Origin of the sequence: Occallatibacter sp. (assembly GCF_035317045.1) — a bacterium.
Taxonomy (GTDB): Bacteria; Acidobacteriota; Terriglobia; order Terriglobales; family Acidobacteriaceae; genus Telmatobacter.
The window spans coordinates 1-23,043 of record NZ_DATHHT010000020.1 but is presented as its reverse complement, the minus strand read 5'-3'; the positions used below and the strand labels follow the sequence as shown (position 1 = coordinate 23,043).

The following is a 23,043-nucleotide window of genomic DNA, read 5'->3' as shown; positions in this document are numbered from 1 at the left end:
CATGGCAGCGAGGTCACAGTTTTGAATGTTTCTTCAGCAATCGATCAAATACGAGGTGCATGAAGACTTCGAGGGGAGCATCGTTCTCTTCAGCCTGCGAACGCAACAGCGCTCCCTCCCAACTGTTGAGCAGAAAGCCTGCCAGCGATTCGGAATCAGTTTCCGCAGGGAGTTCTTTCTGCGCGACCGCTTGTTGGATGACCGTGGCGACCGTGTGCTGCCAGTGTGCGAAGGAGCCGCTTATCTGCTTCCTCAACTGCGGATTTGTTGCCGCGATCTCCAAGCAGAAGCGGCCCATCATGCACCCGGGAATCTCGCCCTTCCGGCCATAGAACTTCACCAGGTCCATGAAGTACCGCTTCAACCGCCTGAGCGGCGGAACCTTCGAATCGCCCAGGACAGCGGCGGAATGATCTGCCTCTCGTGTGGTATACCTTTCAAGCGCAGCCGCGGCATAATCTTCCTTGCTGCCGAAATGGTGGTAGAACGATCCCTTCGGTACATCCGCGGCTTTCAGAATCTCAGTGAGCCCGGTGGCATTGTAGCCGTGCTGGTGCATCAGCTTCAGGCCTGTATCGATCAGGTGATCACGCGTCGATTTCGTTGGCATAAGACAACTCCTCGCAGCCTATTCGAGATCAGCCCAGAATCCCATAACGAGCCGCGGGTTTCTGATGGGAAAGATTTGGGCCCAGAGCTTTGCGCGCGGCTTCAAACTTCTCCCAGTCAGCGATATCCGGTAGAGATGGAATGGTAATCAACTCATGCTGGTCGAGTCCGGCGAGGGAAGCGTCCACCATATCCTCCGCCGTCATAACAATCTCAGCGGGCAAATGTTCCACCGGCCTGCCGGCCTTCTCCCACAAGGGCGTTGCCGTCGCGCCGGGCAACACCGCCTGCACCGTCACGCCTTTGCCTTCCACTTCGTTCTTCAGTGCCTGCGTAAAATTCAAGACGTAAGCTTTTGAGCCGCTGTATGTGCCGTTCAACAACTCCGGGGCGAGGGCAACCACAGAGGCAATGTTTATGAGGAGGCCATTCTTGCGCGCCACAAAACCAGGCAGAGCGGCAAGTGCCAGCCGCGTCAAGGCCGTGACATTCAGATTGATCATGGACTCGAGATCCTCAATCTTCGCGTCGAGAAGCTTCGCAACGCTGGCCGTGCCCGCGTTGTTTACGAGCGCGGTGATGCTTGCATCGGTGCTTAGCCGCTCGGCCACACGTTGCACATCTTCCTTCCTGGTCAAATCGGCAGCGATCGTCTCGATCTTGCGGCCGAGGGGCTTCAATCGTGCGGCCACTTCAGAGAGTTTCTGCTGGCTGCGCGCAACAAGAATAAGATCGTAGCCGCGTTTTGCAAGGCGATCGGCATAGACTGCGCCGATGCCCGTGGAAGCGCCAGTGATAAGAGCGGTGCCTTTGGATGCGGATGCTGACATGGTGTGTTACCTCCTGAACCTTCGAGGCATCTTGCCTCGCACTTGAGTAGAGTAGACCGGTCAGTCTATAGATTCAGAAAATTCTCCCCGGCTCTCAGGTTGGCTCATCGATGAGCAATTCGATCTCCGGCGGAATATGTAATTACGTTTTCATAGGGGATCCGCTGCTCTGATGCGTTATGCTGCGTGAACAGACTTTGCCGCATCTCTTTGAACGCACTTTTGGAGACCCGACATGCAGACACCGGCCATTCCAGCCAACGAGTCCAGCAGAATCGAAGCCCTCCACGCTCTCAACATTCTCGACACAGCGCCCGAAGAGCGGTACGACCGGCTCACGCGACTCGCTAAGCGTGTGTTCGACGTTCCGTATTCCACCATCAGCATGATCGACGACCAGCGGCAGTGGTTCAAATCGATCCAGGGCCTCAGCCTTTGTCAGACCTCGCGCGACATCTCGTTTTGCGCCCACGCCATCCTCTTTGATGAAATTCTCTACGTTGAAAATGCGCTCAAGGACGAACGATTTCACGACAATCCCGTTGTCGTTGGCGATCCCAAGATCCGCTTCTACGCGGGCTGCTCCCTGAATGTGAACGGATTCAAGATGGGCACGTTCTGCGTCTTCGATAAAAAGCCCAGGTCCTTCACGGCGGAAGACCGCCAGCTGCTCAAGGATCTTGCGGCCCTCGCAGAACAGGAACTCGCTCTTCCGGAACCATCCAGAGCCAACTGAGTCGCCGCACGCTGCATGCCCAAACTTTGTCAGGGTTCAGAGGTCAGTGGATCGCACGGGTCCCGGTGGCGGCCTTTGCAATCGGAACACGGTTGCCCAGGAGCGGCCCGCGATCAACCATGGTTTTGACGGTTACCCTATTTATCCGGTCTCTCCAGGTAAATGTCCTGCTTTCATCAGACTATAGCGGGGACTACGGCCAAAGGCTTCTCTCGATGGGACTTAGCTGTAGAGACTTCTCTGATAAAGGCTTACGTACTCGAGGGGGCGGTCATGTGTCCTACACGGTGATGCACCGATTCAGCCGGGCAGACTATCGATGGAGGTCTGTTCGAGGTCTGGCTCAATAGATCAAGCATAAGCAATCCAGCGAAATAATCTGCAAAAGCTTGAAAACTTTTTGGCGTTTGTTTTGAGCGGGTTAGGGGCACTGATCGGATGAGAGGGCTTGACTGACCACTGATCAGTGACCCCTGACCACTGTTCCTTACCACCCAAGGACATAAGCGAACATCAGCGGCGCCACGATCGACGCATCGCTCTCCACGATGAACTTCGGAGTGTTCTCGCCCAGCTTGCCCCAGGTGATTTTCTCGTTGGGAACGGCTCCCGAATACGACCCGTAGCTCGTCGTCGAGTCCGAAATCTGGCAGAAGTAGGCCCAGAGAGGCACATGCTCGCGCTGCAGATCCTGGTGCAGCATCGGTACCACGCAGATCGGGAAATCGCCCGCGATGCCGCCGCCAATCTGGAAGAATCCCAGCGGCGCCGTCTTCGTCGTTTCCGTGTACCACTCCGCCAACTCCATCATGTACTCGATGCCCGTCCGCACCGTATGCACTTTCTTCACATCCCCGGTGATGCAATGCCCGGCATACATATTCCCCAGCGTCGCATCCTCCCACCCCGGCACAAACATGGGCAAATTCTTCTCTGCCGCCGCAAGCAGCCAGCTGTTCTTTGGATCGATCTGGTACGAAGCCTTCAGATCGCCGGAGAGCAGGATCTTGTACATGAATTGATGCGGAAAGAAGCGCTCGCTCGCTTTATCCGCGCGCACCCACTCCTTGAGCACTTCGTTCTCGATTCGCCGCATCGCCTCCATCTCTGGAATGCAGGTATCGGTCACGCGGTTCATATGCCGGCTCAGTAGTTTCGCCTCGTCGGCCGGTGTCAGATCACGATAGTGCGGAACGCGCTCGTAGAAGTCATGCGCTACCAGGTTGAAGACATCCTCTTCGAGATTGGCCCCGGTACAGCAGATCCCGTGTACCTTGTCCTGCCGGATCATCTCAGCCAGTGACAACCCCAGCTCGGCGGTACTCATCGCCCCCGCGATGGTCATAAACATCTTTCCACCCGACGCCAGGTGGGCCTTGTAGGCCTCCGCAGCATCAACGAGGGCCGCGGAATTGAAATGACGATAGTGGTGCTTGATAAACGTGGAAATTGCTGACATTTTGCTTTTCGTTACTCCCGCTTCCTACGCTAACACAGCAAAATCAGCGCTCGACGAATGCAAACATCCATGGCAGACGCAGTAATTCCGGCAAGCGAAAGCTGCGCTTCGCCGTCATGTGAATGAAGTGGATCGCGGAAGGAAATTGACGAATCGAGAAAGGACATGACTCGAAGAGAGGCGGATGATCGGGCAGGGTAACTCTGATTTATTAGCGCGAAGTTCTGGAACTGGTCCCGAACTTCGCGCTACCACCCCACCCATCCCCGTGCGAAACCCGCCTCACAAACTGCATCGAGAGCGGAAATAGGGAAACTTTTTGAGAGCCCAGACTACATGTTGTTGTTGAGGGTAACCGAGACTTGCGAGAATGCGTTGTTCAAGCCAGAGGCAAGAATGTTCATGCCGGCGATGGCTCCGAATGCGATCAAAGCCACAACCAAGGCATACTCGACAAGGTCCTGGCCCTCTTCGCGTTCAATCAGGCTACGGACACGGAGATACAGATTGGTGAACATTGAATTCATGGATCCTCCTGAGGGAATGAATGTATTCTGCACACTCCACTATCTAGTTGCAATTGAAATGCGACAAAGGTGTCTCACACCTCGGTAACTCCAGGTAACACAAAGGTCCATGACTAACCGAACCACTTAACGGCACGCCAGACGCGCTTTTTGCAGTTACTTCAACCTACTGCAATTTCTTTCTGCGGCTCAATCTCAGTCGGTTTTTTTCGACTAAATCGCCTAAAATCCAATGGATTCGCAGATAGCTCAATTCTGATAGTCACCTTTTTCGATATCATGCGCCGCTCGCGCGATGTCTTCCGTGCGCCCCAAATCGCGCCAATAGTACTGGTCCGCACGGTACCCCAGTACAGCTTCGTTTCGTTCGGCAAGCCGCAGGTACAGAGGGATGACGGAGAAGGTAAGGTCTTCCTGCATGACCGAGAAAATGCGCGGAGAAAGGACATGAATCCCGCAGAAGGCAAGGGCCTGTGTCGTGATTGCTGGCCGTACCAGCTCGGGTTCACCGGAGACGCCTGCGCGACGGCCACAAAGCTGGCCGTTCTCGTCAAAAAGAAGATAGCGCGACGTCGGACGGTTCTGAACCGCAAGCGTTGCAAGGGCATTGCGCCCTTTGTGGAACTGGATCATTTGATTGAAGTCGATGGTACTGAGAACGTCGACGTTGTGTACGAGAAATGGTTCGTCGGAAGCGAGAAAGAAGGATGCAGCCTTTTTGAGTCCGCCGCCAGTATCGAGAAGGACCTGCTCGTGCGATATCTCGATGTGCATCCCGAAGTTCTCATGGTTATTGAGGTAAGTGGCGATCATATCTGCGCAGTGATGCGTATTGATGATCACGTCCTGAATGCCGAAGGCTCGAAGCCTTGCCAGCGTAAGTTCGAGAAGCGTGCGGCCGCCGACTTCAACCAGGGCCTTGGGACGATCGTTAGTCAACGGGCGCAGTCGCGTGCCCATGCCTGCAGCGAGCACCATTGCCTTCACGGCGTTACCTTATCCGGGAAATTCTTTTCGAGTTCGATGTGGCGTAAAACCACTTCAACTCCACTGGTTGAACGAAGGTGCCGTGCAAGCTGCTCCGCAAGAAACACCGACCGGTGCTGTCCTCCCGTGCATCCAAACGACACCATCAGGTTTGCAAAACCTCGAAGCTGATATGCAGACACGCTCGCATCGACGAGCGTCTGTGCGTGCGTGAGGTACTGATGCACGCTTTCCTGCTGGTTGAGGTAGTCGATAACAGGAGTATCTTTGCCGGTAAGTTGCTTGAAGCGTTCTTCACGCCCGGGATTGGGGAGACTGCGTGCATCAAAAACAAATCCTCCGCCATTCCCTGAATCATCGGTGGGCATCTGGTGATGAAATGAAAAACTGAAGACACGTACCGTCAGGGTATGGGTGTTGGGCACAAGTTGTTGAAGCTTCTCAGACGAGAGCATTCCCTGGAACGCGTCCATAAGCGCAGGCAGTGCTACAGGAAGTTTTACATTGTGGGCGAGCCAGCGAAGGTTCTTGAGAGCGTACGGAACACTTTGCAGAAAATGCGGCTTGCGCTCGTAGAAGCCGCGAAAGCCGTATGCTCCGAGGGCCTGCATGATACGGACGTAAACGTACGCGTAGTAGTGCTCCATGAACGCGCCGCGATCGACCGGGATGAATCCTGACAAGTTGTCGAGATAATGATCCAGAAGTTCCTGTCGCAACGCGGGAGGCAGGTCTGCCTTTCCGTCGTAGAGAAGAGAAGCGATGTCGTATTGGAGGGCGCCTTTGCGGCCCCCCTGGTAGTCCAGGAAATACGGCTGTTTGTCGAGGAGCATTACGTTGCGCGATTGAAAATCGCGATAGAGAAAATAATCGTGCGGAGCGGCGAGCAGAAGCTTAGTGAGGCGGTTGAAGTCGTTTTCGAGCGCTTGCTCGCTGAAAGGGATGCCGGCGAGACGCAGGAAATAGTACTTGAAGTAGTTCAGGTCCCAGGCAATCGACTGGCGGTCAAAGCTGGAACGCGGGTAGCAAACCTTGTAGTTCAGATCGCGTCCGGCTTCAACCTGAAAGCGCGGCAACGCAGCAACAACCTTTCGATACGCGTCGAGCGCGGGAGGAGCAATGAGATCTCCATCGCGATGTTTATGGAGGAAATCAAACAGCGTGATGTCTCCGAGATCTTCCTCAATGTAGGCGTTGCGGGCCAGGTCCTCGGCGTAGATTTCCGGAACGGGCAATCCATGTTTGTGGAAGTGGCGGGAGAACTCAAGGAATGCAATGTTTTCTTCGCGAACCGGATAGACAATGCCGATGGCATTTCCGGGCGTTCCGACGAGACGAACGATCGTCCGGCCCGAACCTCCCAGCTGGCCCTGAAGGGGCATCACACGTTCGACCGGTGAGTGGAAGTGCTGCTCGTAGAGTTGCTTGAGAACGTCCATGCGTGTCAATCCGCCGCATTGCGGCTGCTTTCTAAAGATAACGCAGCGAGTTGGAGTGCAACGAGGAGTGAAGCCAACGCCGCGAAAATCAATGCTGATTGATAGCGAACCTGGATATTCGCTGCTCTGGTTGGCTGATTTCCTTTCTACGGACAACTGATCGGGGCAGAAGCGGCTCCAACCTACCAGTCTGGCCGCGCGAAATTCGCTTTGCGTGTCTTGGACAGAAATGCCGAACGGGCTGCAAATGCGCTGAACCGGGCGGACTAATCCGATGCCGACGTTTGTTCATGCCGGCACAATCAAGGCCCATGGATTCGGCGATCGCTTTCGGCCAACCCTGGCTTGTCATAGAGAAAGCATATTTATTCACGACAAGCCGGGAATTCAAGGAGGATTCTCGATGCGTTTGTTTCGATGTGTGCGCTGGCTCCTGCCAGTGCTGATGCTGTTGGTCGTTCCCGCAGCATCGTTTGCGGGTGTATCGATCAGCGTCACCATTGCTCCGCCAGTTTTGCCGGTATACGAGCAGCCGGTATGTCCGCAAGAGGGCTGGATGTGGGTTCCGGGATACTGGGCCTACGGCGACGATGGCTACTACTGGGTTCCCGGCGAGTGGGTGCCTGCGCCGTACCAAGGCGCGCTTTGGACTCCTGCGTGGTGGGGATGGGACGGCGGGCATTACAGGTTCCATGATGGCTACTGGGGCGATCGCGTCGGGTACTACGGCGGAATTGATTACGGACATGGATACATGGGCGTGGGTTTTGTGGGCGGCGAGTGGCGCGGCGGAAACTTCGCATATAACACGGCGGTGATGCGCGTGAACAGGAGCGTCATTCGCAACACCTACGTGAATGAGACGATCGTTCGAAGCAATACCATTACGAACTCGAGGCACGTGGCATTTAGCGGAGGGCCGAACGGAATCCGCCACGATCCCACACCGGTGGAGCGAGAAGCGATGGGCGGGCGTCACACGCCTGCGACGGCAGCCCAATTGCAGCATGTGCAGTCGGCTCGGGCTGATCGAACATCGTACGCAAAGGCGAATGGCGGGCATCCGCACACGCTGGCAGTGGAGCGATCAGCGAATGAAGGTCGCGCGGCCGGAGCCAAAGCAACTCCTGAACGAACCCCTGCACGCGAGACAACTCGGCCGGGAGTGACGGCACGAACTTCTCCGGCAGAAAAGACATCGCCGCGCTCTGAGACTCGCGGCGCATCGAATAGGGCAAGTTCGGAAAACCACACGACACCCTCTAGAGGGACCGAGTCGCGAACAACTCCTTCTCGAGCTGAATCGCGAACTTCATCTGCACGAAGCGAGTCTCGGACAGCACCCGAGTCCAGAACGTCACCTTCTCGCACAGAATCGCACTCATCCACGTCAAAAGCGGAGGCGCGAACTGAGACTCGTAAGGCTCCTGCGGAAAAACCGAGGCCAGAGTCGCGGGCCGCAACTGCGCCTCGCGCCGAATCTCGCCGCGCTCCCGAGACTCATGCAGAATCGCGGCCTTCACCTCGAGCGGAATCGCACCCGGCACCTTCGCCGCGTACCGAGTCGCGGCCTGCGCCTCGAGCGGAATCGCACACGGCACCTTCGCCGCGAACCGAATCGCGGCCGGCGCCGCAACACGAATCTCGTCCGGCACCGGCGGCGCACCCTGCTCCACAGCATGAGGCACGCCCTGCGGCTCCGCCGAAGCAGGAAAAGCCGAAGCCGGAACCGAAATAACACCCCGCCAGCCGAACATCACCCCCAGGCCTCGCCCATTGGCAATGGACGAGACCTGGGGTGCCCGCATGCTCTTCGATAGACTTGATCGTGTAGGTTCTGCAGTGAGCAATGTCTTGCGGAATGCACGGAGACCAATGGGATCGAAAAGATGGAAGTGGCTTTTGCGGACGATCTCCTGGTTCGGATTGTTGCTGTGTCTGGCATCCGGGAGCCGGGCGGATGACAAGGTTCACACGAATCCGCTGAATCTCGACCCGCAGGTGCGCGGGGCCTACCGCTACTTTTACCTATTGGATTATCGGGCCGCGGTTGACCGCTTCGAGCGTATCCACCAGGAGAATCCCGGCGATCCCCAAGCAACAGCCCTCTTGCTGAATGCAGTGGTGTTTCAGGATCTGTATCGCGAAGATCTGCTGGATACGACGTTCTACGCAAATGACGGATTCCTGACGGGGAAGCATGCCACCGAAGAGGATCCGAAAACACGGGACCGCATTTTTGCACTCGCTGATGAAGCAGTCCACGAAGCGGACTTGCGTGTGAGCAAGAATCCCAACGATGTGGATGCGTTGTACGCGAGGGGCTGGGCGCGGAGCTTGCGTTGCACGTACGTAGCGATGGTCGAACGCGGATTTGGAGCTGCATTTCGGTTGGCTTCAAAGGCCAAGGACGACTGCGCGCGCGTACTCGAACTCGATCAGGACTACCTGGATGCCAAGCTGGTTGTGGGCGTGTACCAATATGTTGTGGGCGCATTGCCACTACCTTTCAAGTTCTTGGTCGGCTTTGTTGGCATCACAGGGTCGAAGTCGAAGGGCATGGAGATGTTGCGGGATGACGCGCATCGCGGTCTCGCGAATAACGTAGAGGCGCGAACAGTAATCGCTCTGTTTCTCCGGCGTGAGGGGAAATACAAAGATGCCATTGATGTGGTGCGCAGCCTGAAACAGCAGTACCCACGGGACTATCTGTTCTGCCTGGAGGAGGCGAACCTGCGCAAGGATGCCGGTGAAGGGATGGGGGCAGTGCGCGCTTATGAGGAGATCGTGGCCGACAGCGAAAAGCCTGGGTACTTTGCCGATGCGAAGCTCGAGCTAACCTATTTTGGACTGGGCGATGCTCTGCGTGGCCAGCGACACTATGCTGAGGCGGCGCATGCCTACGAGGAGGCTGCATCCTCAAATGGTGTGGGGCCGGAGCTGAAGGTGCGAACCCTGCTGGCGGCGGGGGAGTGTCATGACGTGCTGGGCGACCGGCAGACAGCCGTAAAGGACTACCAGGCAGCCATAGCCGCAGTGCCGAATACGTCGCGGGCCGACACCGCGCGCAAGCGCCTGAAGTCTCCATATCACGGCAATTAGGCGTGGTTAGCCGGGTTGGGTCCGTTGGCCGATAGCGGCAGACCGGAACTGAACATGGTGCATTTGCGTAGTGATATTGTGGAATCGAAAGCCCGATTCCCCGGAGGTTGGTCATGCCCTTCTACTGTCAACGTTGTGGAGCCTCGTTACCGCCGAGTGCAAGATTTTGCTCGAATTGCGGAAATGTGGTGACGGCCGTTCCTCCTCCACCGGGCAGGCCGCTTGTACGACCGATCGCGGGCCGGGCAATTGCCGGAGTGTGCATCGGCGTGGCGCAGGCCAATGGGTGGGATGTGACGCTGGTCCGCATTCTCACGGTAGTCGGTTTCGTGTTTACCAGCGGGTTGGTTGGCGTCGCTTACCTTGCTGGCTGGATCGGCATTCCTGAGGAGCATATTGCGATGCCTGGGGCATTTCCACCGGGCGGCTCGGGAACTTATCCGCCAGGAGGGTATCCGCCGAGGACGCCGGGCGGTTATCCTCCCAGCGTATGAGCAAGACGTACGATTCACACGGGGCCAAACTCAACTATTGGGAAACGGGCGCGGGTTTGCCCGTCATCTTTCTCCATCCCACACCGCTGGACCATGATTACTGGCGTCCGATGATTGCGGACTTAGGCGAGGTGCGCGCGATTGTGCCGGACTTCCGCGGCCACGGTGCCTCGGAACTCGGAGCCGATTTGCCGGTCGGCGGATTCACGAGGGTGCCCGATGCTCCGGTGCTGAGCATGGGACAACTGGCCATGGATGTGCTGGCACTGATGGATCACCTCGCCTTGTCTGAGGCGGTATTCGCGGGCTGCTCCGTTGGCGGTTACATGATGCTTGAACTGTGGCGAAGGGCTCCGCTGCGGATGCGTGGTTTGGCCCTGGTCTGCTCGAAGCCGCAGCCCGACGCAGAAGCCAACCTGGCTAAACGGGCAGAGACGATTGCGAAGGTGCGCCGCGAGGGAACGGCGGGTGTGTTTGATGGGAATGCGCAGACACTGATCGGTGAGAGTGCGCGGAAGAGACGACCGGAGATCGTGCCGGAATTGAGAGCGCGGATGACACTGACCGCTTCAGCCTTGATCGCAATGCAGGCCGGGCTGGCGACACGGCCGGATTCTGTGCCGGATATCCGCGCGATTGACGCACCGATACTGGCGATTTGCGGTGGGGAAGATCCGGGGATCTCCGAGGAAGAGATGCGGGAGTTTGAGGCGGCGGAAGGTGGATGCGAATTCCATCTGCTGGCGGACGCCGGGCATTTTGCGGCATATGAACAGCCGGACAAAGTGGCGGCGCTGCTTGCGCCGTGGCTTCAGCAGTTTGAGTTCTGAGCAAGCTGCGTCGGAGGAGAAGCTCCGAGGCGGATTTGCTGGATTCGAATTGCAAAGGAGTGCCGATCGAAATGCGATAGGCTCAGAGCATCTCGTTCTTTCAATGGAAGCCTATCTTGAGTCCTGATTTGCAAAATTCATTTCGTCCTTTCCAGCATAGTGGTGCGGGCAGTGCATTGCATTGCGACGGAGTTTCGCTGGAGACGCTGGCGAAGCAGTATGGAACGCCCCTGTACGTGTATTCGGCCACGCAGATTCTGGAACGGCTGGGAATGTTTCAGCAGGCGTTTGCTGGGCGCGATCATCTTGTCTGCTATGCGGTGAAGGCGAATTCATCGCTGGCGATTTTGAAGCTGCAGGCGGATCGCGGTGCGGGGTTCGACATTGTTTCCGGCGGGGAACTGGAACGTGTGATGAAGGCAGCTCCGCAAGCTGTGGGGCGTGTCGTGTTCTCAGGTGTCGGCAAGACGGCAGCGGAGATTGATCGCGCCCTTGAGGCAGGGATTCTTGAGTTCAATGTAGAGAGCGAAGCGGAACTCGAGTTGCTGGCGATGCGCGCGCGGAAGTTGAAAGTGAAAGCGCGCTTTGCGTTGCGCGTGAATCCTGATGTGTTTGCGGAGACGCATCCGTACATTTCGACGGGACTGCGGGAGCACAAGTTCGGAATCGATATTCGCAAGGCGGTGGAGATCTATCGCGCGGCGGCGCGAAACAAGTGGCTGGAGCCGTACGGCATCAGCGTGCACATTGGATCGCAAATTCGCTCGGCAGATCCGTTTGGCGCGGCGATGGAGCGTGTTTGCAAGCTGGCGATGCAGCTGAAACGCGAGGGAATCAGACTGAAGGTCGTAGATGCGGGTGGCGGGTTGGGTATCGATTATCACGAGCGCGCCGACGCCAAGGCTGTGAGTCCCGCGGCGAAGGTGCAGGAATACGCAGCCGCGATCGAAAAGGCACTGGAAGGTTTTGACTGCAAGCTGCTGATTGAACCGGGTCGTTTTATCGTGGCGCAGGCCGGGGCGCTGGTGACGCGCGTACTGAACGTGAAGAAGAACGGGAAGAAGACATTCGTCATCACCGATGCGGCGATGAACGACCTGATTCGGCCGGCGCTGTACCAGGCGTATCACGAGATTGTGCCGGTGCGACCGCGGTCGGGGCGCGCACGGGCCGTTGATGTGGTGGGACCCGTCTGCGAGACGGGAGATTTCTTTGCACGCGACCGGATGTTGAAGCCTGTCGAGGCGGGCGACCTGGTGGCGCTGCTCGATGCAGGGGCTTACGGCATGGCGCAGAGTTCGAATTACAATTCGCGCTTCAGGCCAGCAGAGGTGTTGGTGGAAGGGAAGCAGCAGCGGCTCATTCGCAGGCGCGAGGAGATTAAGGATTTGCTGGCAACGGAGATCGCGTAGAGCTTGTTTCACGGGTATCCCATTACCCGATTTCATGCTGATTTGCAGGAAGAGCAAAAGCAGATCCTTCGCTCTGCTTATCCCAACTTCGTTGGGGCCCCAAGCTGCTCCGCTCAGGATGACACGCTCTGCGTCGCTTGGCCCGATTGCTGGTTGGTGGTTCCCTGTAGCGGAAACTGCTGCGGGGCTGAGCCTGTCCTGATAAGGTAACTCGCGGAGGAATTTGCAATGTTTTTTCGTACGCAGGCGTTGTGTGCCTTGGCGGTAGCGGGGCTGTTGATGGGACTGTCGGCTAATTTGGATGCAGATTCGTTGAAGGTGAAGACCGAGCAGGGCAAGGTTGCCGGGAAGACGATCAATGACGGAAAGGTGCGCGCGTTTCTGGGGCTGCCGTATGCTGCGCCGCCGGTGGGCGATCTGCGCTGGAAGGCTCCGCAGCCGCCGGCGAAATGGAAGGGCGAGCGGGATGCTACCAAGTTCGGTGCGCATTGCGCGCAGGGGCGGGTGTTCGAGGACATGGTGTTTCAGGATGCGGCTCCGAGCGAAGACTGCCTCTTTCTGAATGTCTACACACCGGCCGACGCGAAGAAGGACGCCAAGCTGCCGGTGATGTTCTGGATTCATGGCGGCGGCTACTCGGGCGGTGCGAGTTCGGAGCCGCGGCATAACGGCGACTTTCTGCCGTTGAAGGGCGTGGTGCTGGTCACGATCAACTACCGGCTCGGCGTGTTCGGGTTCCTTGTTACTGACGAGCTGGCAAAGGAGAACAACGGCGTCGCGGGCAACTACGGGCTGTTGGATATGGTGTCTGCTCTCCAATGGGTGAAAGGCAATATCGGTGAGTTCGGCGGCGACCCGAGCAACGTGACGATCTTCGGCGAGAGCGCAGGATCGTTTGCTGTGAGCACGCTGATGGCTTCGCCGATGGCGCAGGGTTTGTTCGCGAAAGTGATTGGCGAGAGCGGCGCGGCGTTTCCGAGCGCGCTGAATCTTGGCGGACAGAGCGTGACGGAGCGGGCCGCGATTGACGGCAAGTGGGTTGCGACGCTGGACGTGAAGAATCTTGCCGAGCTGCGGGCGATGCCGACGGACAAAGTGCTGGATGCCGCGAAAACAAAGGGCACGACGGGCTTTGCTCCGGTCGTGGATGGAAAATTTCTGACCGAGCCTGTTCCTGATACCTATGCGGCGGGCAAGCAGGCACATGTGCCGCTGCTGGCTGGATGGAATGCGGATGAAGGCAGCTTTGCGGCCATGCGGGGAATGACAGTGGCGCAGTGGAAAGCGAACGCGACGAAGTTGTTTGCAGATCGGGCGGATGAGTTTTTGAAGTTGTATCCGGGCGACACGGATGCGCAGGCGTTGCGGTCATCGATTGATTTTGGCAGCGATCAGTTCATCGCATTCGGAACGTGGAAGTGGCTGGAGGCGCAGCGCAAGACGGGCGACGCGCCCGTGTACCGGTATCACTTCGAATTGGCAGCGCTACCGAGCAAGTATCATCCGGGGACGTTTGCATTCCATTCCGACGACATCGAGTATGTGTTCGGAACACTGGCGACGCGTCCGGGTGAAACGGTGCGGCCAGAGGATACGCAGCTGAGCGAAGCGATGATGACGTACTGGACCAACTTCGCGAAGAACGGCGATCCCAATGGAACGGGAGTGCCGGCATGGCCGAAGTACGACGCGACGGGCAATTCGCTGATTCACCTGAACAGCCCGATCACGGCGGGGCCGGACACGACGCGGGATCGGTATCTATTCCTGTTGCAGGGCATTCCTTCGATGCGTTTTTAGAGCGAGGCTTCGGGCTCCCGTCTTTGCGAACTGGATTTCCGGGATGGGAGCTCGATTGATCCGCGCGCGTTTGTTTTGCGGTCTCTGGATATAGAGCCCTTTGCCTCAATCGAACTACTAAAGCAAAAGCACCCCGAATGAAGTTATTGACAGGGTCACACCATATCACTTCCGTATTGGCGGTCATCCGTGCGTCATCGGTTGCTGCTTGTCAGGTACCGAGCAAGCACCCTCCTGATGGTTTCGGCTCACGTTCATCGCATATACTTTCGGCACCATCCGATGTCCGCGAGAAATGAAAATGAAGGTAAAACCTGCAACGCGGAATATTCAAAAATTGATTCTTGGTGGATTGGCCGCCGGCCTGCTGATCAACGCGATTGAATACCTCGTCCACCGCGTGCTTCTCGATCCACAATGGACAGCCGCATTCGCGGCACTCGGGAAGACTCCTAAGGGGTGGACAAGCATCATCCCATCGAATTTTGTGGTAGGCATTATTGGCATCTGGATCTACGCAAAATTCCTCCCGAACTACGGTCCCGGTTATAAGACGGCCCTCCGCAGCGCCCTGACAATCTGGATGGTCTTCTGGGCGATCCCCATGATGGCTTTACAGCCGCTGGACATCTTCCCTAATTTTCTGCTGTTTGCCACGATTGCGGTTGGCTTGCTGGACAGCATTCTGGCCGTGCTTCTCGGTGCCTGGATCTATCGGCGGTGACTCGCATGGTCGGGCTCTCAAGTCGAGAACTTGCCATTGTGGGCACGGGTTTGTCCGCATTTGTGACCAAGTTTGTGACGATTGTCTGGCCAGCCCGCGATTTGCGTAGATTTTCTTAGTATCGTACTAGCCATCATTCTCGTTTGAAGAAGGTCGAGACTGGTATGAGAACTTGCATCCTCGTTGTCCTCTTCGCATCCTTGACCTGCCGCGCCCAGGAGATGCGTTTCGTTTATCCAGTCCCCGCAACGACGGGCTTCACTCAGCGCAGTTTCACCTATAAGCAAACCGGGCAGACAGGGTTGTCCCTGGACATCTATCTTCCTACAGGCTCTGCATACGAAAAGCCATTGCCGGTCTTCGTAATCTTCAACGGCTTTGGCGGCCCGTTCATGCGGACATCAACACAGTCTCAGGGCTGGGCGAAGGCCGCTACGGCGCATGGGTTCCCACGGCGGGCGGCACGTACGCCTACGCGATGCCGACAGGATTTGATGCCGTCGAAGGCCGGTGTCTGCGCCCTTGTTTGATGCGTTTGCTGTCTGTTAAGTGACCATCAATAGGTGGGCTGAGAGCGGCGCTTTCGACGCCGAACCGAGGTCGACTTGGACTCTCGTCACGCGATCTCAGCAGCTGTCCGTCGCCTCTCGGCCTAGCTCTAGTTTTGTGGTTCGGAAGGAACCGGGGCCGTCTGCGGCTCATGGCGATGGTGGAATATTTTGCCAATTCCCCGACCTGTGCCCTTGGCGATTTTGCCTGTGCCTTTGGCGGCGCCGACGCCGACGTCCTTGCCAGCCGCGGCTCCGCCTTTGCCGACATTGCCCGCGGCGTCGAGTGGGTGAAGTGTGACAAGGTCGCCCGCACCTTTCCCAACACCCTTGGCCGCCGCTCCAGCGCCCTTGGCGGTTCCTTTGCCGACGTCTCCGGCGCCTCTGCCGACGTCGCCACCGGGGCTGCCTTGATGGGGCTGCTTGGTGGACGGTTGCGATTTGTCGGTATGTTGCGTCGGAGGTTGGGCCTGGCTGTCCTGCCCGCGAGCGTTCTGGCCGCAGATAGCAAATGCGAGTGCGAGGATCACGATGATTGGTTTTATGAATGCGGTTCGCACGGGTTAAACCTCCCCCTCTTTAGATTCGATTCGTCGGGGGAGGATTCCCTCTCAAGCACAGAGAAATTGGCAGAAACCCAAATGCTGGAGTTGCAAGCCATATTTGAACTCCGGTTGCATGTTGCCATGTGTCGGCAGCAAGCAAGTGTTCGAACAGCAGGTTTTACGTCCACTTGTAGATGACTTGCGGTTTTCGGAGTTGGCGCGGCCGTGAGCAAACTCTTAAGAAGGCATTCCTCGTCAAGAGGAGATAGCCGCCAGAGAACAACTGGGGAATTCTCGATACTTCCACTGAGAGGCGCGGCAAAAATGCAACTGAAGGTACGGTAACGGTCCACCCGTCAGCACTGCTCTAAGTTATGGTCGCTCAGTTACTTAGGCTTACGCTTTATCGCGCTCGTATTTCTTGCATTATCATAGACTTACAGAGATGTCCGGAAACTCATAATCTCTGAATTACGCTCAACTACGTTTGGTACGGTCCTACCCCAAACTTCGCTCGTTTGATATCTGACGGCGGTAAAGGCCTATAGTTCAATCGGTTAGAGGAGAGTACTCATAATGTTTGGTTCCAGGTTCAAGTCCTGGTAGGCGCACCAAATCAGCAATACCACCCATGCCACCTGTATATAAAGGTACGTAGGCGGTACAGCGCGGAATCGCCCCTATATAGAAAAGAGCAGGTCGAACATGAAGCACAAGCTCAGGTTTTCAATCCGAGGCAACCGTGAGCTGCGCCTGATATTGCCCTTTGTAGCGATTCTTTTGGCACTCGTGCTACTCAGCGACTTCAGCATAGATATTCTCTCCGCCGCGCGCGCATATGTGGGTGGCGAGAGCCTTTGGAGCAAAGGGCAGAAAGATGCCGTGATCCACCTGATGCGCTATGCCAACGGCCACGATGAGGAAGAGTTTAGCGCTTACGAGCGTGCCATCGCGGTGCCATTAGGCGACCGCGAAGCGAGGCTCGCGTTGACAAGGGCACACGCTGATTACGCCAAGGCGGCGGCTGGCCTGCTCGCAGGCGGCAATCATCCTGACGATATTCCAGCCATGATCCGGCTTGTTCGCTATTTCGGGCGCTTGCCAGCCATCGATCGCGCGGTCGGAATCTGGGCACGCGGGGATAATGAAGTGGAAACTCTGAACAAAGTCGCAGAGCAACTACACGCTGCTGTACGGGATGGCAAAAGCGGCGCCGGTGATGTCGCGCTTTTGCTGCAGCGCATACAAGAAACAGATGCGCGGGTAACGCCGCTGGAGGAAGACTTTTCTTTTACACTGGGCGAAATCTCGCGGCAGTTGCGCGAAATCTTGATACCTGGCATTGCTACCGTGGCGGCCTTTCTGTTGTTCCCCGGAGTTGCGATTGCTCTCGGCGACGTAAGGAGGGAACGGAGACATACGCTGCATCTCACCCACCTGGCAAGCCACGACGCGCTGACTGGACTTTGCAATCGCGTCGAATTCGAGCACCGTCTTTCCAACGCCCTCGACGAGGTGCACCGGGACGGCTGCACACATGCGCTAATGTTCCTCGATCTGGATGAATTCAAAGTGGTCAACGACACCTGCGGCCACGCCGGCGGGGACGAATTGATTCGCCAAATAGCCGCGCTCATGCGGTCCAAACTGCGCCAGACCGATACTCTTGCCCGACTGGGCGGGGACGAATTTGGTGTACTGATTATGCACTGCGAAGCCGACGGCGGCGTGCATCTGGCCGAAGAGATCCGCGAAGGGATCTTTCACTATCGATTCGTGTGCCAACAACGCACCTTTACTCTCGGCGTAAGCATTGGTGTGTTGACTTTGAACCGGAAAGTAACTCAGGTTGCGGAGGCGCTCAGCGCTGCCGACCGCGCCTGTTATCGGGCAAAGCAGAATGGGCGCAATTGCGTGCATATTTACCCGTAAATCTCCTGGTCGAAGATTTGGTGCTTGCCGCATGTCATGAACACCGACATCGAGGTCAAGGGATTGCCGCAAGGCGTCTCCGCCAGCAAAGCCAGAATTCTTCCGGGACAATATGCATCCTGTGTCGATCCAGTTCGTCGGCCACGCAATGGTTGACGGGCGCGAGTTGATCCGATCTTGCCCTCCATGTGCACACGACCAGCCGCATCCTTCACACAATAGCTGATCGTCCTCTTGTGAACATCCAGTCCGATGTAATACATAGTCTCTGAGGAGCCTCCGAGGTAGTTCTCTGAATCAGCCTCACAGCTGAGTTCAGCCTTTTGCAACACCTCGTGCTCCTCTCTGACTTAGCATTCAAACAATTCGACTGGAACCGCAGAATTTGGCGTCGACGGAGTTGGATGAGTTTCCTCACTGATTTAATTGTTGAGATCAGGGTCAGGCCAATTGCTGAATGTTCATGAACTACTCATTGCGAAGCGCGACGTTTGGGTCAACGCGTGCAGCGCGTCGCGCCGGACCCTGTATCGCGATGAAAGCCACCAGGAGCATCGCCACAAGAACGATGGGATAGATCAGCGGTGCGCTGACGATCAAGCCTTGAAAGATCGAGCCAAAGACTTTGGGTAAGGGCAGGGCTATCAACAAGCCAATGCAGGAACCGATTGCGGCAACTTTGAGGCCCTCGCGAAGGATCATGTTTGAGATGTCAGAGGTTCTGGCCCCAAGTGCAATGCGGATGCCGATCTCCTGCGTGCGTTGGCCGACGGAGTAGGCGACCAGACCGTAGATGCCGATCGCGGCAAGCACCAGGGCCAGAATGGCAAAGATGGCAAGAATCCTGCTGAAGAGCGGGTTTCCGTTTCTTTGGACTTCGATCATCTGATCCATATTCATGATGCGCAGGAGGGGGAGCTCAGAATCGATCTCGGCGAGAACCTGGCGAACGGAGGGTGTGATGGTGTTCGGTTCGACGCTCGATCGGAGAAGTATCGAGAACGAGGCTACAGGCCGTTGCGAAAAAGACTCGTAGACCTCGGGATCGACCGTCGGCAATTCCGAGTAAGTCTTGATGTCTCCAACCACTCCGACGATCTGGCTCCAGGATGGCGCGGCGCCATCTGTGTCGAGCTTGATCTGTTTACCGATCGGGTCGCTGTCCTGGAGGTATTGGTGTACAAACTGCTGGTTGACGATGACAACGCGAGGTCCGGAAGCGTCATCGCTGGCAGTGAAATTGCGGCCTCGCCGAAAGGGCAGCCCAATGGCGCTGAAGTAGTTCGGAGTGATCAGAACGTCGATCGCTCTATTCTCTTCGTTGGGCCGCGCTTCAGGCTGCCCCTTGATGTGAATGGGAATGCTGTTTGCGCCGGAGGCGGGCAAATCGGAGGCGACGGCAACAGTCTGAACGCCAGAGATCTGCTCGAGCTGCGTCACCGCCTGATGAACGACTTGAGCTTTCTTGACGGAATCAGCGTAGCGGGCTTGATCGAGAACCAATCCCGCTGTGAGCAGATGATCGTGGGCGAAGCCGAGCTCTTGATGATCAAGCAGGTAGACGCTGCGAATAAGAAGGCAGGTGCCGATCAGAAGAAACAGCGCCAGAGCCGTCTCTCCGCCGACAAGGACCGCACGCATACGGTTGTGCGATCGGTCCGAGCTAGCGCCGCGCGTCTCGCTCTTGAGACTGACGTTGATATCGGAACGCGAAGCTTTCAGAGCGGGAATCACGCTTGACAGCACAGCGGCCAAAAGCGATATGGCAAGGGCAAAGAACAGGACGTTTGAGTCGAGCCGAACGGGAACGTCGGCAATGTATTCGTTGAAAGTGAGACCGGCGCGCAATGCTTGAATGCCGAAGTAGGAAAGTCCCAGCCCTAAAGCGCCGCCGAAGATGGCAATGACAATCCCTTCGGTAAGGAGTTGGCGAACGACGCGCGCTCGCGATGCCCCAAGAGACTGGCGGATGGCAAGCTCTTTCTGGCGGCCCACGGCTCGCGTGAGCATGAGGGCGGCAACGTTGGCGCAGGCGATGAAAAGGATGAAGACAACGACGGTCATCATGACCGATATGCCCGAACGAATGCTGAAGTTGTAGATGAGAAAGTCGCCGAGAGTGCGGACCGAGGCGCCCCATCGCTGTTCGACGGCAGGGAAGTCTTTCTGCGCCAGTTGGGCGAGCGTGCTCATTTGCGTGCGCGCCTGCTGGAGCGTAACTCCGGGCGCGAGCCTCGCGAAGAGAAAGAGATTGCGGTTTGTTCGGGCGCCGGCCATGCGATCGGCCGCAGAGAGTGTAAGGGGCGTCCACAGCTTTGGCATAAAGCCCAGCATGCGGAAGGTGGCGGGCATGATGCCGACGACAAGGTAGTCTTCACGGTTGAGGCGCACGCTGCGGCCGATGATCGACGGATCGGAGCCATAGCGGCGTTCCCATAGGCCGTGACTGAGGATTATCAGGTGGTCTTGCCCGGGTCGATCTTCACCGGAACGGAAGCTGCGGCCAATCGAGGGAGAGACGCCAAAGACAGAGAAGAAGTTGGGTGAGACGGCAGCATACGAGACCGCTTCGGCCTGCTGGCCAGGCTCGGAGAGACTGCCGGTAAGGAACTCGTTGTCCGCTGCCATCAGGGCAAAGACATGCGTATTGCTGCTCCACGCCAGGTAATTGGGAGCGGATGAAGGGTAAGCCTCCGGCTGGAATTGGGAGTCGGGGTTGACGGACGAGACAGCAACGATATGCTCCGTGTCTTCGCCAGGCAGATGCGGAATCAGGAACGCGCTGACCAGGCTGAACATTGTGGCATTGATGGCGATGCCGAGCGCCAGAGTGGTGACTGCAGCTGCGGTGAACATGGGAGACTTGAGCAATTGCCGCAGCGCAAAACGTACATCGGCAATGATGCTCTCGAGGCTGGGCCACTGCCAGATCTCACGGCCGCGCTGCTCGATCAGTGTGACATTACCGAACTCACGGCGCGCTGATCGCTCTGCTTGCTCGCGCGACATGCCCCGATCCTGCAAATCCGTGATTTTTTCGTCGAGGTGTTCGCGGATTGATTCTGAAAGTTCGTTGTAGTGACGGCGGCGAGAGAACAACTGTTGGAGCCAGTTCACAAAGCCTCCTACTGTCTTGCAAGTGCAAGCACGCGACTGATTCCGGCGAACATCTGCTCGACACTCGAGATTTCCTGCTCTAGGTGCTTTCTACCTGCCTGGGTCAGCTTGAAGATGCGCACAGGACGGTTCTTCGCTGATAAGCCCATCTCCGAAATCAGCCAGCCAGTTTTCAACATGCGCTGTAAAGCCGGATATAGAGACCCCTCTTCAATCTGAAGAAGATCGTCTGAGGTCTCCTTGATTCGCTGCGCGAGAGCGTATCCGTGCATCGGCTTCCGGCTCAGAGTTTTGAGAATCATCAATTCCAGTGCGCCGGGAAAGAGGTCGCGAAATTCAGGCTTCTTAACCATGAATCTATAGTAGCTCTCATATACTATTCTTACAATAGTATTTAAAAATTAGCCTCTTGCCTATCGCTTGGCGTGGGCGCAGTCGAAGTACGGCCGCCCTTGCTTTAGACCGTCTAACCGGACCTTACTGTGCGCCGTGAAAGGCGCTGGACCATAGTGGGTGCGAGTTCCACCCGGGAACTGGATCGCTCCACCCGGTAGCAATCGAAGCGGCAGAGGAGGCAACGAATCTGCTGGAGCCTTCGGTGTAGAGGGTCGCGAAGGCGACTTGGCGATCATGCAGGCCGTAATTTGAGTAAACGCTGAGCAGGCCCCGAAACCGGGGATGCAGGAGCCGACCTGCCAGTAATCGAGGGAAGGCCGAAGCTGATGGGAGAACACGAGCGAATCAATCACATCAGTCCTGCCGGGGTAGTGGTGACGGCATGCATGAAAACGTGGACCAGACGCAACACGGGAAGCCCCAGCGGTGATCCGCAGTACGGGATCAACTGGCAACTCGCGAGAGCCAGGCCGGGCCGTTTGGGGTGGCGGGGAGGTTCGTAGTACCGATGAAGCCGGGTAATGCCGGGGGAGGGAAGGGACCTCAGTTGGAAGCAAAACGCAAGAAGTGACGAAGACAGAGGGATTGGCGATGAGCCTAGCAACTCCGGAAAGCGTTCAGAAGTTACAGACAGCGTTGCACGACAAAGCGAAGAGATCGCCTGACTTTCGCTTCTATGCTCTCTACGACAAGGTGTACCGCAGAGACGTTCTGAGTTTTGCCTACAAGTGTTGCAAGGCCAATGGCGGCGCAGCAGGAGTAGACAATCAGACGTTCGAGGACATCGAAGCGTACGGCGCAGAGCGATGGTTGGACGAACTGACGCATGAACTAAAAAGTCGAACCAACGAGAAAGCATATGAATCGCTGCGATTTGCGCCGGGATCTATCGGAGATACTGCGGTGTCCACGAGTGCGCGGACGTTTCTACCGACGACAGGAGGACAGTCCCTTATCGCGGATCTGATTGCGCATGGAATTACTGGCGTGAAGGGATATACCGATGAACCGCTTCTGCAGGCGGTTGCGTCACCCTCGGTGGCGATGGAGCGATACACGTCGGGGTTCACGCTGGCGGAAAGCCTGTATGCGGCTTGGCGATTTGTGGGCTGGGAAGATGTCGTAATTGGCGATCCGTTATGCAGGGCACCTGCGTGGATGCGCAAGGGTGCGAAGTGACTCGCCGTTGCAATTGTTCGTTGGCCTAAGATGCCTTGGTGGAGGGGCTGGGGTTTCACGCCGACTGTTGTCCTCAAGGTAATTGCCGAGTAGGTCACATCTATGTAAGTCCAAGTCAAGAGAAAAGCACAGAATTCCTGGGTGCGCACCGGTGGGCGCGCAATTTGTCTGATCAGGATCTGCCTCAGCGCAACGGTGCCTCTCGGCCGATGATTCCTGCATCAAGCAGAACCACATCTATGTAAGTCCAAGTCAAGAGAAAAGCACAGAATTCCTGGGCGCGCACCGGAGGGCGCGCAATTTGTCTGATCAGGATCTGCCTCAGCGCAACGGTGCCTCTCGGCCGATGATTCCTGCATCAAGCAGAACCACACATC

At 57.0% G+C, this 23,043-nt stretch carries 23 protein-coding genes and 2 pseudogenes; 13 read left to right on the top strand and 12 right to left on the bottom strand.

Annotated features, from left to right (window positions below; genetic code table 11):
* Positions 1-13: 13 nt before the first annotated feature.
* A complete protein-coding gene (locus VK574_RS09060) occupies positions 14-610 on the bottom strand; it encodes a TetR/AcrR family transcriptional regulator (RefSeq protein WP_472799512.1) in 597 nt (198 codons plus the stop codon).
* 28 nt (positions 611-638) lie between these two features.
* Positions 639-1,439: an SDR family NAD(P)-dependent oxidoreductase gene (locus VK574_RS09055; RefSeq protein WP_472799511.1), complete on the bottom strand. Its 801-nt coding sequence runs from the start codon at positions 1,437-1,439 to the stop codon at positions 639-641.
* A gap of 235 nt (positions 1,440-1,674) precedes the next feature.
* On the opposite strand from VK574_RS09055, the gene VK574_RS09050 reads away from it, so the two are divergent.
* The gene (locus VK574_RS09050; RefSeq protein WP_472799510.1) at positions 1,675-2,175 is read left to right on the top strand and encodes a GAF domain-containing protein; all 501 of its coding nucleotides are present in this window, start codon (positions 1,675-1,677) and stop codon (positions 2,173-2,175) included.
* A 487-nt stretch (positions 2,176-2,662) separates the two neighbouring features.
* Here the strand turns inward: VK574_RS09050 and VK574_RS09045 are convergent, their stop codons facing one another.
* From VK574_RS09045 to VK574_RS09030, 4 genes are all read right to left on the bottom strand, one after another.
* Complete coding sequence (locus VK574_RS09045) at positions 2,663-3,634, bottom strand: deoxyhypusine synthase family protein (protein ID WP_472799509.1); 972 nt, start codon at positions 3,632-3,634, stop codon at positions 2,663-2,665.
* 332 nt (positions 3,635-3,966) lie between these two features.
* Entirely contained in the window at positions 3,967-4,161 is a 195-nt protein-coding gene (locus tag VK574_RS09040) for a Flp family type IVb pilin (RefSeq protein ID WP_472799508.1), read from the bottom strand.
* Positions 4,162-4,410: 249 nt separating this feature from the next.
* Complete coding sequence (locus tag VK574_RS09035; protein WP_472799618.1) at positions 4,411-5,139, bottom strand: nucleotidyltransferase family protein; 729 nt, start codon at positions 5,137-5,139, stop codon at positions 4,411-4,413.
* Positions 5,140-5,144: 5 nt separating this feature from the next.
* Complete coding sequence (locus VK574_RS09030) at positions 5,145-6,587, bottom strand: RapZ C-terminal domain-containing protein (protein WP_472799507.1); 1,443 nt, start codon at positions 6,585-6,587, stop codon at positions 5,145-5,147.
* Positions 6,588-6,861: 274 nt separating this feature from the next.
* Here VK574_RS09030 and VK574_RS09025 point away from each other — a divergent pair.
* Positions 6,862-7,176, top strand: a pseudogene (locus VK574_RS09025) (hypothetical protein); the annotation flags it as partial.
* A gap of 1 nt (position 7,177) precedes the next feature.
* Positions 7,178-7,405 (top strand): hypothetical protein, encoded by a 228-nt coding sequence (locus VK574_RS09020; protein WP_472799623.1) that lies wholly within the window; start codon positions 7,178-7,180, stop codon positions 7,403-7,405.
* Between the two features lie 90 nt (positions 7,406-7,495).
* Here VK574_RS09020 and VK574_RS09015 read toward each other — a convergent pair whose 3' ends face one another.
* Positions 7,496-7,786, bottom strand: coding sequence for a hypothetical protein (locus VK574_RS09015; RefSeq protein WP_472799622.1), 291 nt, complete (start codon positions 7,784-7,786; stop codon positions 7,496-7,498).
* A gap of 63 nt (positions 7,787-7,849) precedes the next feature.
* Positions 7,850-8,395, bottom strand: coding sequence for a hypothetical protein (locus tag VK574_RS09010; RefSeq protein ID WP_472799621.1), 546 nt, complete (start codon positions 8,393-8,395; stop codon positions 7,850-7,852).
* 67 nt (positions 8,396-8,462) lie between these two features.
* Between VK574_RS09010 and VK574_RS09005 the strand changes: the two genes are divergently transcribed.
* The 8 genes and pseudogenes from VK574_RS09005 (at position 8,463) to VK574_RS08970 (ending at position 15,479) form a co-directional block, all read left to right on the top strand.
* On the top strand, positions 8,463-9,689 hold the full coding sequence (locus VK574_RS09005) for a tetratricopeptide repeat protein (protein WP_472799506.1): 1,227 nt from the start codon (positions 8,463-8,465) through the stop codon (positions 9,687-9,689).
* Positions 9,690-9,802: 113 nt separating this feature from the next.
* Positions 9,803-9,871, top strand: a pseudogene (locus tag VK574_RS09000) (zinc-ribbon domain-containing protein); the annotation flags it as partial.
* Between the two features lie 6 nt (positions 9,872-9,877).
* Positions 9,878-10,183 (top strand): PspC domain-containing protein, encoded by a 306-nt coding sequence (locus tag VK574_RS08995; RefSeq protein WP_472799617.1) that lies wholly within the window; start codon positions 9,878-9,880, stop codon positions 10,181-10,183.
* Positions 10,180-11,013 carry an alpha/beta fold hydrolase gene (locus VK574_RS08990; protein WP_472799505.1) on the top strand — a complete coding sequence of 278 codons (834 nt, stop codon included), beginning with the start codon at positions 10,180-10,182 and terminating at the stop codon, positions 11,011-11,013. The genes VK574_RS08995 and VK574_RS08990 overlap by 4 nt, the downstream gene beginning before the upstream one ends.
* 116 nt (positions 11,014-11,129) lie before the next feature.
* On the top strand, positions 11,130-12,425 hold the full coding sequence (gene lysA / locus VK574_RS08985; RefSeq protein ID WP_472799504.1) for a diaminopimelate decarboxylase: 1,296 nt from the start codon (positions 11,130-11,132) through the stop codon (positions 12,423-12,425).
* 228 nt (positions 12,426-12,653) lie between these two features.
* Positions 12,654-14,225: a carboxylesterase/lipase family protein gene (locus tag VK574_RS08980; protein ID WP_472799503.1), complete on the top strand. Its 1,572-nt coding sequence runs from the start codon at positions 12,654-12,656 to the stop codon at positions 14,223-14,225.
* A 301-nt stretch (positions 14,226-14,526) separates the two neighbouring features.
* On the top strand, positions 14,527-14,949 hold the full coding sequence (locus VK574_RS08975; RefSeq protein WP_472799502.1) for a hypothetical protein: 423 nt from the start codon (positions 14,527-14,529) through the stop codon (positions 14,947-14,949).
* 164 nt (positions 14,950-15,113) lie between these two features.
* A complete protein-coding gene (locus tag VK574_RS08970; RefSeq protein ID WP_472799501.1) occupies positions 15,114-15,479 on the top strand; it encodes a hypothetical protein in 366 nt (121 codons plus the stop codon).
* A gap of 128 nt (positions 15,480-15,607) precedes the next feature.
* Here VK574_RS08970 and VK574_RS08965 read toward each other — a convergent pair whose 3' ends face one another.
* Complete coding sequence (locus VK574_RS08965) at positions 15,608-16,057, bottom strand: hypothetical protein (protein ID WP_472799500.1); 450 nt, start codon at positions 16,055-16,057, stop codon at positions 15,608-15,610.
* A 690-nt stretch (positions 16,058-16,747) separates the two neighbouring features.
* Here VK574_RS08965 and VK574_RS08960 point away from each other — a divergent pair.
* The gene (locus VK574_RS08960) at positions 16,748-17,974 is read left to right on the top strand and encodes a GGDEF domain-containing protein (RefSeq protein ID WP_472799499.1); all 1,227 of its coding nucleotides are present in this window, start codon (positions 16,748-16,750) and stop codon (positions 17,972-17,974) included.
* Here VK574_RS08960 and VK574_RS08955 read toward each other — a convergent pair.
* The 3 genes from VK574_RS08955 to VK574_RS08945 all read right to left on the bottom strand — a co-directional run bounded on the left by VK574_RS08955 (position 17,965) and on the right by VK574_RS08945 (position 21,444).
* Entirely contained in the window at positions 17,965-18,306 is a 342-nt protein-coding gene (locus VK574_RS08955; RefSeq protein ID WP_472799498.1) for a hypothetical protein, read from the bottom strand. The two genes, VK574_RS08960 and VK574_RS08955, sit on opposite strands and share 10 nt — an antisense overlap.
* 136 nt (positions 18,307-18,442) lie before the next feature.
* On the bottom strand, positions 18,443-21,091 hold the full coding sequence (locus VK574_RS08950) for an ADOP family duplicated permease (protein WP_472799497.1): 2,649 nt from the start codon (positions 21,089-21,091) through the stop codon (positions 18,443-18,445).
* A gap of 8 nt (positions 21,092-21,099) precedes the next feature.
* On the bottom strand, positions 21,100-21,444 hold the full coding sequence (locus VK574_RS08945; RefSeq protein WP_472799496.1) for a PadR family transcriptional regulator: 345 nt from the start codon (positions 21,442-21,444) through the stop codon (positions 21,100-21,102).
* A gap of 634 nt (positions 21,445-22,078) precedes the next feature.
* Between VK574_RS08945 and VK574_RS08940 the strand changes: the two genes are divergently transcribed.
* Entirely contained in the window at positions 22,079-22,666 is a 588-nt protein-coding gene (locus tag VK574_RS08940) for a hypothetical protein (RefSeq protein ID WP_472799495.1), read from the top strand.
* Positions 22,667-23,043 lie beyond the last annotated feature (377 nt).

What these genes read in the sequence shown, in the direction of transcription:
- VK574_RS09060 (WP_472799512.1), bottom strand. Translation starts at nt 610, where the DNA reads ATGCCAACGAAATCGACGCGTGATCACCTGATCGATACAGGCCTGAAG.
- VK574_RS09055 (WP_472799511.1), bottom strand. Translation starts at nt 1,439, where the DNA reads ATGTCAGCATCCGCATCCAAAGGCACCGCTCTTATCACTGGCGCTTCC.
- VK574_RS09050 (WP_472799510.1), top strand. Translation starts at nt 1,675, where the DNA reads ATGCAGACACCGGCCATTCCAGCCAACGAGTCCAGCAGAATCGAAGCC.
- VK574_RS09045 (WP_472799509.1), bottom strand. Translation starts at nt 3,634, where the DNA reads ATGTCAGCAATTTCCACGTTTATCAAGCACCACTATCGTCATTTCAAT.
- VK574_RS09040 (WP_472799508.1), bottom strand. Translation starts at nt 4,161, where the DNA reads ATGAATTCAATGTTCACCAATCTGTATCTCCGTGTCCGTAGCCTGATT.
- VK574_RS09035 (WP_472799618.1), bottom strand. Translation starts at nt 5,139, where the DNA reads ATGGTGCTCGCTGCAGGCATGGGCACGCGACTGCGCCCGTTGACTAAC.
- VK574_RS09030 (WP_472799507.1), bottom strand. Translation starts at nt 6,587, where the DNA reads ATGGACGTTCTCAAGCAACTCTACGAGCAGCACTTCCACTCACCGGTC.
- VK574_RS09020 (WP_472799623.1), top strand. Translation starts at nt 7,178, where the DNA reads ATGGCTACTACTGGGTTCCCGGCGAGTGGGTGCCTGCGCCGTACCAAG.
- VK574_RS09015 (WP_472799622.1), bottom strand. Translation starts at nt 7,786, where the DNA reads ATGTCTTTTCTGCCGGAGAAGTTCGTGCCGTCACTCCCGGCCGAGTTG.
- VK574_RS09010 (WP_472799621.1), bottom strand. Translation starts at nt 8,395, where the DNA reads ATGCGGGCACCCCAGGTCTCGTCCATTGCCAATGGGCGAGGCCTGGGG.
- VK574_RS09005 (WP_472799506.1), top strand. Translation starts at nt 8,463, where the DNA reads ATGGGATCGAAAAGATGGAAGTGGCTTTTGCGGACGATCTCCTGGTTC.
- VK574_RS08990 (WP_472799505.1), top strand. Translation starts at nt 10,180, where the DNA reads ATGAGCAAGACGTACGATTCACACGGGGCCAAACTCAACTATTGGGAA.
- VK574_RS08980 (WP_472799503.1), top strand. Translation starts at nt 12,654, where the DNA reads ATGTTTTTTCGTACGCAGGCGTTGTGTGCCTTGGCGGTAGCGGGGCTG.
- VK574_RS08975 (WP_472799502.1), top strand. Translation starts at nt 14,527, where the DNA reads ATGAAGGTAAAACCTGCAACGCGGAATATTCAAAAATTGATTCTTGGT.
- VK574_RS08970 (WP_472799501.1), top strand. Translation starts at nt 15,114, where the DNA reads ATGAGAACTTGCATCCTCGTTGTCCTCTTCGCATCCTTGACCTGCCGC.
- VK574_RS08960 (WP_472799499.1), top strand. Translation starts at nt 16,748, where the DNA reads ATGAAGCACAAGCTCAGGTTTTCAATCCGAGGCAACCGTGAGCTGCGC.
- VK574_RS08945 (WP_472799496.1), bottom strand. Translation starts at nt 21,444, where the DNA reads ATGGTTAAGAAGCCTGAATTTCGCGACCTCTTTCCCGGCGCACTGGAA.
- VK574_RS08940 (WP_472799495.1), top strand. Translation starts at nt 22,079, where the DNA reads ATGAGCCTAGCAACTCCGGAAAGCGTTCAGAAGTTACAGACAGCGTTG.